This window comes from Chitinophaga sp., from assembly GCF_036566945.1.
Taxonomy (GTDB): domain Bacteria; phylum Bacteroidota; class Bacteroidia; order Chitinophagales; family Chitinophagaceae; genus Chitinophaga.
Window position 1 is genome coordinate 1 of record NZ_DATCVJ010000769.1, and the last position, 8413, is coordinate 8413.

General features: G+C 45.4%; 9 protein-coding genes. 5 read left to right on the plus strand and 4 right to left on the minus strand.

Annotated elements, in window-relative coordinates; all coding sequences use genetic code 11:
* Nucleotides 1–497 (plus strand): HAD-IC family P-type ATPase (locus VIP81_RS23185; protein WP_331966985.1); only part of this gene is annotated, 497 nt, incomplete at its 5' end.
* A gap of 258 nt (nt 498–755) precedes the next feature.
* Complete coding sequence (locus VIP81_RS23190; protein ID WP_331966987.1) at nt 756–2660, plus strand: ATP-dependent DNA helicase RecQ; 1905 nt, start codon at nt 756–758, stop codon at nt 2658–2660.
* Between the two features lie 202 nt (nt 2661–2862).
* On the opposite strand, the gene VIP81_RS23195 is transcribed toward VIP81_RS23190, so the two are convergent.
* A complete protein-coding gene (locus VIP81_RS23195) occupies nt 2863–3909 on the minus strand; it encodes a Gfo/Idh/MocA family oxidoreductase (RefSeq protein WP_331966989.1) in 1047 nt (348 codons plus the stop codon).
* Nucleotides 3910–3960: 51 nt separating this feature from the next.
* Nucleotides 3961–5514, minus strand: coding sequence for a helicase HerA-like domain-containing protein (locus tag VIP81_RS23200; protein ID WP_331966992.1), 1554 nt, complete (start codon nt 5512–5514; stop codon nt 3961–3963).
* A 167-nt stretch (nt 5515–5681) separates the two neighbouring features.
* On the opposite strand from VIP81_RS23200, the gene VIP81_RS23205 reads away from it, so the two are divergent.
* The 3 genes from VIP81_RS23205 (at nt 5682) to VIP81_RS23215 (ending at nt 7014) form a co-directional block, all read left to right on the plus strand.
* Nucleotides 5682–6173, plus strand: a complete 492-nt coding sequence (locus VIP81_RS23205) for a DUF2975 domain-containing protein (RefSeq protein ID WP_331966994.1) — start codon at nt 5682–5684, stop codon at nt 6171–6173.
* A 137-nt stretch (nt 6174–6310) separates the two neighbouring features.
* Entirely contained in the window at nt 6311–6802 is a 492-nt protein-coding gene (locus VIP81_RS23210; protein WP_331966996.1) for a DUF2975 domain-containing protein, read from the plus strand.
* Nucleotides 6803–6810: 8 nt separating this feature from the next.
* Nucleotides 6811–7014, plus strand: a complete 204-nt coding sequence (locus VIP81_RS23215; RefSeq protein ID WP_331966998.1) for a helix-turn-helix transcriptional regulator — start codon at nt 6811–6813, stop codon at nt 7012–7014.
* 178 nt (nt 7015–7192) lie between these two features.
* On the opposite strand, the gene VIP81_RS23220 is transcribed toward VIP81_RS23215, so the two are convergent.
* A complete protein-coding gene (locus VIP81_RS23220) occupies nt 7193–7573 on the minus strand; it encodes a co-chaperone GroES family protein (protein ID WP_331967000.1) in 381 nt (126 codons plus the stop codon).
* Nucleotides 7574–7630: 57 nt separating this feature from the next.
* Nucleotides 7631–8413 (minus strand): MBL fold metallo-hydrolase (locus tag VIP81_RS23225; RefSeq protein ID WP_331967002.1); only part of this gene is annotated, 783 nt, incomplete at its 5' end.

Below are 8413 nucleotides of genomic sequence, written 5' to 3' on the forward strand. Positions count from 1 at the left end.
AACAGTCAGGCATTACCTCCATTTTGCTCAGCGGTGATACCGCCCGTAAATGTCAGGAGCTGGCAGCGAAACTAGGCATCACAGAAGTATACGCGGAGCAGTCGCCGGAACAGAAGCTGCAGAAAATTGATGCACTCATGAAAACCGCCCCTACCGCCATGGTAGGAGATGGTATCAACGATGCCCCTGCACTGGCTAAAGCTACCATCGGTATTTCGCTCAGCGATGCTACCCAGGTAGCCATGCAAAGCGCCAATGTAGTACTGCTGAATAATAACCTGGGCACCCTGCCGCTGGCACTGGGTCTGGGAAAACATACCTACCTGACGATTAAACAGAACCTCTTCTGGGCGTTTATTTATAACGTAGTGGCGATACCGGTAGCCGCCCTCGGATTCCTGAACCCTATTGTGGGCGCTGGTATCATGGGATTATCGGATGTGGTACTCGCCGTGAATTCTATTCGGTTGAGGTATAAAAATGTGATAGACGCGTAGTTTGTCTTTCCCAGGATTATACTGATTTTGATGATTTTCCAGATTTTTACTTTTTGATTTTATAGGATTTAAAAAAGATTAGCGAAGACAAATGTGGGTATCCGCATTCATCTTCGCTAATCTTTTTTCATCCTGAAAACAACATCTGGAAAATCATCAAAATCAGTATAATCCTGGGAAAGACAAAAACTCGCATCTATCATCTCCCGCGTGGAAGACAATTTCCGCGTATCTTCGCCTTAACCATTAAATTTTTATTTGAATACGCCCGTCGCCATATTACAGCAATACTGGGGATACGACCAGTTCCGACCATTACAGGAAGATATTGTAAACTCCATACTGGCAGGACAGGATACACTGGCACTGTTACCTACGGGTGGTGGTAAATCTATTTGTTTCCAGGTACCAGCCATGATGAAACCCGGTTTGTGCCTGGTTATTACACCGCTCATTGCCCTGATGAAAGACCAGGTCGCCAATCTCAAAAAACGAGGTATTACGGCATATTCCATCTATTCAGGGATGCAGTACAAAGAAGTGGAAAGAATCCTGGAAGCGGCCCGCCGCGGAGGATGTAAGTTTTTGTATGTATCTCCCGAAAGGCTCCAGAGCAAACTTTTTCAGACCTATTGTGATGGCTTACCGGTAAGCCTGATAGCGGTAGATGAAGCACATTGTATTTCTCAATGGGGCTACGACTTCCGCCCGGCGTACTTACAGATTGCGGATATACGTAGTTTCTTTCCGGAAGCCGCCGTGCTGGCACTTACGGCATCGGCTACGCCGAAAGTACAAACAGATATCTGCGATAAGCTGCTGATGAACGATGCCAAAGTATTTACCAAAAGCTTCGCGCGCGCCAACCTTTCTTACAGTGTACTGGAAGAAGCCACTAAAATTGATAAAGTAAAACATATACTGGATCGGGTACCCGGTTGTGGCATCGTGTATTGCCGTAACCGTAAACGAACCAAAGAGATAGCTTCCCTGCTGGAGTTACAGGGCATTCCCGCCAGTTACTACCACGCCGGGCTACCACAGGCAGAACGGGCCGCGAGACAGGAAGCCTGGATCAATAACGAAACACGTATCATGGTTTGTACCAATGCCTTTGGTATGGGGATCGATAAGCCGGATGTGCGCATCGTTGTACATTATGATATGCCCGATAGCCTGGAAGCTTACTACCAGGAGGCAGGGCGCGCCGGTCGCGATGAACAGAAAGCATACGCGGTAGCACTGTACAATGAAGACGAACTAACGGATATGCAGGAACGAATTGCGCTGCAATTTCCTACACTCGAACAAATCCGTGAAGTATATCAGGGCATCGTGAACTACCTGCAGGTGCCGGTAGGCAGTGCAGAAGGAATGTACTTCGATTTTGATATCAACGATTTTGCCCGCACTTTTCAGCTCAACCTCACTATTACCTACAGCGCCGTAAAACTGCTGGAACAGGAAGGTGTGCTGCAACTGAGCGAAAGCGTGTTTCTGCCTTCCCGGGCCGAATTTGTGACCAACAAGGAATCGCTGTACGAATTTGAAAATGCTTACCCCGCACTGGAAGAAATCATTAAAGCATTGCTGCGCACCTATGAAGGTATTTTTGATACCGCCGTGCCGGTGTACGAACGACAAATAGGCCGCATGATGCTGATGGAAGATGATGACATTGCAGCGCAACTGCAACAGTTGCATCAATATGGTATTCTGAAATACCACCCCCGCCGCGATGAGCCACAGCTGTGCTTTTTACAGGAACGTGTGTCGTCGCAGCAATTGCGTATTAACATGGCCCGCGTAGAGGTGCGTAAAAAAATATATGCCGACAGGCTCGAAGCTATGTTTGCGTATGCCCGTAACCGTAATACCTGCCGTACCCAGCAAATAGTCAGCTATTTCGGAGAAAAGGAAATCGGCAATTGCGGCGTTTGCGATAGCTGTTTAAAGAAGAAAGCCCAGCCCATGGATGCTGCCGCATTTAAACGTATATCCGATACCGTTATTTCCCTGCTAAAAGAACAACCATTGTTGTTTAGTTTACTGCAAAGCAAAATGCCTGATGTAAAACGCAGTGATCTGATGGAAGTATTGCAATTCCTCAATGAAGAAGGGCTGGTAATACGGGATGACGCTGGCAGATTGTCTTGCGCGTAGGATTTTAGCGAGTTTTGTCTTTCCCAGGATTATACTGATTTAGATGATTTTCCAGATGTTGTTTTTTCAGGATTAAAAAAGATTAGCGAAGATGAATGCGGATACCCACATCGTCCTCGCTAATCTTTTTTAAATCCTATAAAATCAAAAAGTAAAAATCTGGGAAATCATCTAAATCAGTATAATCCTGGGAAAGACAAAATCAAATGTGGATCACTTTCCCTTCTTTACTGCTTTCAAAAGCAGCTTCAATTACCCTGATTACTTTAATAGCATCCTGTGGTGGTACCGGATTAGCGGCCTTATTCACCAGCGCTTCGTAGATGCCCTGGTAATAATCCATGTAATTACCGCTGCCGCCCGGAACGAACTGCTTCACTATTTTACCATCAATTTCAGTGTGCAGTAATCCCCACTCATGTGGTGCTTCTGCGCCCCAGTCAGGACTATTCGGGAACAGTCCTTTTTGCAATTGTGCTTCCTGTATATCCGATTTCGTTTTGATAAAGGAGCCAATGCGGCCATGCAGCTGGTAGGCTGGCAGGGCTTCACGTACAAGGTAGTTGCATTTAACACGCGCACGCAGATGATCGTAGTAAAGCACCAGTTCAAAATAATCGTCTACTACAGAGTCTTTGCGGATAATACGGATGTCGGCGAATACTGACTTAGGCATACCGAAAAGGGTAATGGCCTGATCGATCAGGTGAGAGCCGAGATCATACAGTGCACCGGTACCAGGACCACCTAGCTCTTTATGTTTTTTATAGCTCAGTTCTTCCTTGAAGCGGTCGTAATGTATTTCGGCTTCCAGTACATCGCCCAGCTGACCGGATTGCAGTACTTGTTTCACTACTTTGTAATCGCTGTCGTAGCGGCGGTTGTGATATACGCTCAGCAGCAATCCTTTTTCTGCGGCCAGCGCAGCCAGGGTTTCACCTTCTTTGGCATGTACGGTGAAAGGTTTTTCCACGATCACATTCTTTCCTGCTTCCAGTGCTGCTTTCACATAGTCGAAGTGGGTGTAATTGGGTGTGTTTACTACAATCAGCTCCAGGTCTTTGTCGGCCAGCATATCCTCAACGCTCGTATATACTTTAACGTTAGGATAGCGTTGTTGCGCCAGATGTTTACTTCTTTCTACTACCGCTGTAAATTCAAATCCCGGGTTTACATGCAGGAACGGGGCATGAAAGATTTGTCCTGACATGCCGTACGAGCATACGCCCGTTTTAATAATTCTACTCATACTCTTTATATGTTGATGTAAGCTGGCAGCCTATAGCTGCCGGTTGCATAATTAAAACCAACTTTTGCTTTTGCTGCTGCGGCCACCCAGTCCGAGTGCGCCGAGCAAACTACGGGTGATCACGTTGGCGGCTGTACGACCTACCTGTCGCGCTGCGGAGCTGTCCATTACCTGCTCCAGGAAACCTTTTTCTTCTTTTTGTTTTCCGCTGGCTTTGGGCGCTGCTTCCTGTGCCGCTGTTTTATCTGCTGCTTCCTGTAGCTTGGCCGTTAATAGTTCGTAGGCGCTTTCGCTGTCAATTTCCTGGCTGTATTTTTTTACCAGTTTGGAATTGGTGACGAGGCCATCGATTTCTGCGGGCGTTAATACATCCATGCGCGATCTCGGAGATACCAGCATGGTGGCGGCGAGGGGAGTAGGTACGCCTTTTTCATTTAAACAGGTAATCAAAGCCTCGCCGATGCCTATCTGCGTAATCAGTTCATCTGTTTTATAGAAGTCCGATAACGGATAGTTTTCAGCTGTTTGTTTGATGGTTTTGCGATCGTTGGCAGTAAAAGCACGCAGTGCATGTTGTACCTTCAGCCCCAACTGGCCCAGCACAGAGGGCGGAACGTCCATAGGGTTTTGGGTACAGAAGAAAATACCCACGCCTTTGGAGCGGATCAGTTTTATAATCGTGTCTATTTGTTTGAGCAGGGCATCGCTGGCCTCATTGAAGATCAGGTGTGCCTCGTCTATAAACATCACCAGCTTGGGTTTATCCAGATCTCCTTCTTCCGGCAAGCTGGCATATAATTCCGCCAGCAGGCTAAGCATGAAGGTGGAGAAGAGTTTGGGACGGTCCTGTATATCATTTACGCGCAAAATAGAAATGATACCACGACCGTCATCACTGATGCGCATGAGGTCATCCACTTCAAATGACTTCTCCCCAAAAAAAGTAGCAGCACCCTGTTGTTCCAGTTCTATTACCTTACGCAGAATAGTGCCCGTAGAGGTAGTAGATATTTTACCGTAATCTTTTTCCAGGTCGGCTTTGCCTTCGTCGCTGGCGTATTGCAATACCTTTTTGAAGTCTTTTAAATCCAGTAAAGGCAGTTTATTATCATCGCAGTATTTGAATAACATGGCTACCAGTCCTGCTTGCGTGTCGTTCAGTTCCAGGATCTTGGATAACAGAACAGGACCAAATTCGCTGGTGGTGGCACGTAAGCGCACGCCTTTTTCCTGGCTGAGCGACAGCAGTTCAGCAGGATAGCCCGCCGGACTCCAGGTGCCGCCAATTTTTTTGTAGCGCTCTGTAATCTTAGGGTTGGAAATACCTGCGGCGGCAATGCCACTCAGGTCGCCTTTAATATCCATCAGTAATACCGGTACGCTGGCATCACTCAGGCCTTCTGCTATTACCTGTAGGGTTTTGGTTTTACCCGTACCGGTAGCACCTGCAATCAGTCCGTGACGATTGAGGGTTTTAAGAGGAAGGAATACATCTGCACCGGTTACTACTTCACCGTTCAACATGGCACAGCCGAGTTTGAAATGCTCGCCTTGAAATGTATAGCCGCTTTTGATATAATCCAGAAATGCATCCTGATTGGCCATGACGTATTTTTTTTTATGAAGATAATAAAAAGCAGCTAGCGGTTGAGTTTCAAATTTTTATCCTTTCGTTGAGTACTGTTTATCGTTTATTATTTATTGATAAACGATAAATTTATTTTGATTTTCGATAAAATTGCAATAGGTTTGGATTATTAATCCGACTACATATGAAATTTAAATCGTCGCCACTTAGTTTAAAAATAGTGATCCTGATTGCCGCATTGATCGGTAGTGGTACTGTGGGCTGGAATTTACTTCATTCGTTTCGAACGGGGTTCAGGTTCCGGGTGGGGCTTCCTTCGGGTTTAGCCATTGTATTTGCGCAATATGTTATAATGATTGGCCTTTACCTGGTTATAGCTGTCACTCTTTTTCAGCTTGCCAGTGTTGGTAGAAATAAAGAAATTATTTCCCGTAAAAATTTAGCGAGAGTAAAACGGATACAATATATTTTACTGGCGTTGCTATTTGTTAAGGTCGTTATTGTGCTGATGATGACCGCTGTTTTTATGGGCTCTGCCCTGGGACTCGCGCTCCAGTTGCTGGGTATCATAAGTTCGTCCTGGGAGTTACTGGTGGGGATGCTGATCATTTACATATTGGCCAAAGTTTTTGAAAAAGCTGTAATACTGAAAGAAGAAGAGGCGCTTACTATTTAAAATGTACGATGGCAATAATCGTAGATCTGGATGTGATGCCGACTAAATTTGATCCGTACCGGTCGTACCTGCAATCAGTGACAGTTAGCGGTTGAGCTTCAAATTTATTATCCTTCCTTTTATTAATCTCATCTCATATGAAAATTAAATTCTCGCCACTGCCTTTAAAAATAGCGATATTGATTTCCTCAGCGATTGGAATTATTTCTGTTATTTGGTATGCCGTTTACATGTTTCAAACCGGACTGCTGTCGCAGTTGCCCGAAATACCAGGTTTAAAAGCCATGGTCGTGCAACATTCTATAGTGGGGACACTTTACCTGTTAATGGCGGTGTATCTATTTAAATTAGTAGGAGGTACTTCAAACAGAGAGATTATCTCCCGTAAAAACTTAATGTATGTAAGAGGGATACTCTACATTTTATTAGCCGTGATGCTTACCAGAATCATATTTTCATCGTTATCTGTGTTTGGTCCGTTGGGGAGTACGCATAGCATAGCCTTTAGGTTGACAACGTTGATTGGTGGTTGCTGGGAGCCGTTGATGGGCATCCTGGCGTTTTATATACTGTCCACAGTCTTTAAACGGGCCATAATTTTCAAAGAAGAAGAGGCGCTTACTATATAAAACATATTATGGCAATAATCGTAAATCTGGATGTGATGCTGGCTAAAAGAAAAATGTCGCTTACAGAGCTGAGTGCGCAGGTAGGCATTACGATGGCGAACCTTAGTATATTGAAAAGTGGCAAAGCAAAAGCAGTACGCTTTTCCACATTAGACGAAATCTGTAGGGTGCTGGAATGCCAGCCGGCAGATATTCTGGAGTATAGACCCTAGTCGTTGATTGGGGATAAAGACTACCCTCCTGCATAAATTAAAACAGGCGGTATCAAAAGTAATTCGATTGACAGCAACATCGTGTAAACGAATTTTCTGTTCATCAGTTATCCGGAACCAACCGGGTAAAATTACTTTTGATACCGCCTCTTTATATCATCACCGGATCAGGATTGCTTTACAGATCCTCTTCTCTTTCCAGCATTAGAATAGCGCCCTGCGGTACTATATAATAGGTTTCTTCTCCGTATACTACCTCCGTAGACCCACTCACCAAAAAAATGGCTAAATCACCTTCTTTTACCTGTAATGGGATGTATTTTACTTTGTCTTCCTCCGGCTTCCAGGCTTCATCATTGTCGGCCGGTACAGGAATCGCATAACCAGGCCCGGTTTTAATAACATAGCCCCGCTGTACTTTTTCTCTTTCCTGCACGCCGGGAGGGAGATATAATCCGCTGCTGGTGCGATCGTGGGGAGTAGTTGGCTTGATGAGCACGCGGTCGCCCACAACGATCAGTTTTTTCAATTTATTATCTGTTGTTATGTGTATAGCCATAACCTGTTCTATCAAATATAATGCAGCAGCATAAATTGTGACAGACTGACAGCTAAGCTACAGGTCGCGTAAGGCAAAAGTTTCACCGGCACGGATGCCTTTGTCGGTTTGTTGTAACACACAGCATTCGTTTACCGGGTCGTGTTCAAAAAACAGCACGTATTGTTGATCGTTGGCTTCTTGCAAAAAGCTTTTCTTTTCCTGCAATGTTTTCAGTGGAAACATGTCATATGCCATCACATAAGGCAGCGGAATATGTGCGATGGAAGGCAGCAGGTCCGCCATGTAGAGGATCGTTTTGTCTTTATAGCGGATTTGTGGCAGCATCATAGCATCTGTATGGCCGTTGGCAAAACGGATTGCTATGTTATCTGCAAAGGAAACGCCTTCCAGGTGATCCACAAATTTCAGCTGCCCGCTTTCCTGTATGGGCAGAATATTTTCTTTCAGGAAGGAAGCTTTTTCCCGGTCGTTAGGCTGTGTAGCCCACTTCCAGTGATCTTCATTGCTCCAGTAAATCGCATTTTTGAACGCCGGCACCAGTTGGTCGCCTTGTCTGATAATACTGCCGCCGCAATGATCGAAGTGGAGGTGCGTCAGGAATACATCGGTGATATCATCCCGGTGAAAGCCGTGTGCGGCGAGGGATTTGTCGAGTGTAGCATCGCCATGCAGGTAATAGTGACTAAAGAATTTTGCATCCTGTTTATCACCAATACCGTTGTCTACCAGTATGAGCCGGTTGCCATCTTCAATCAGCAGGCAACGCATGGCCCAGGAACACAAATTGTTTTCATCTGCCGGGTTCAGTTTGTTCCACATCGTTTTCGGAACTACGCC

Bases quoted from the DNA above. Each gene is read 5' to 3' on its own strand.
- VIP81_RS23210 (WP_331966996.1), top strand. From the start codon at position 6,311: ATGAAAATTAAATTCTCGCCACTGCCTTTAAAAATAGCGATATTGATT.
- VIP81_RS23195 (WP_331966989.1), bottom strand. From the start codon at position 3,909: ATGAGTAGAATTATTAAAACGGGCGTATGCTCGTACGGCATGTCAGGA.
- VIP81_RS23205 (WP_331966994.1), top strand. From the start codon at position 5,682: ATGAAATTTAAATCGTCGCCACTTAGTTTAAAAATAGTGATCCTGATT.
- VIP81_RS23220 (WP_331967000.1), bottom strand. From the start codon at position 7,573: ATGGCTATACACATAACAACAGATAATAAATTGAAAAAACTGATCGTT.
- VIP81_RS23200 (WP_331966992.1), bottom strand. From the start codon at position 5,514: ATGGCCAATCAGGATGCATTTCTGGATTATATCAAAAGCGGCTATACA.
- VIP81_RS23215 (WP_331966998.1), top strand. From the start codon at position 6,811: ATGGCAATAATCGTAAATCTGGATGTGATGCTGGCTAAAAGAAAAATG.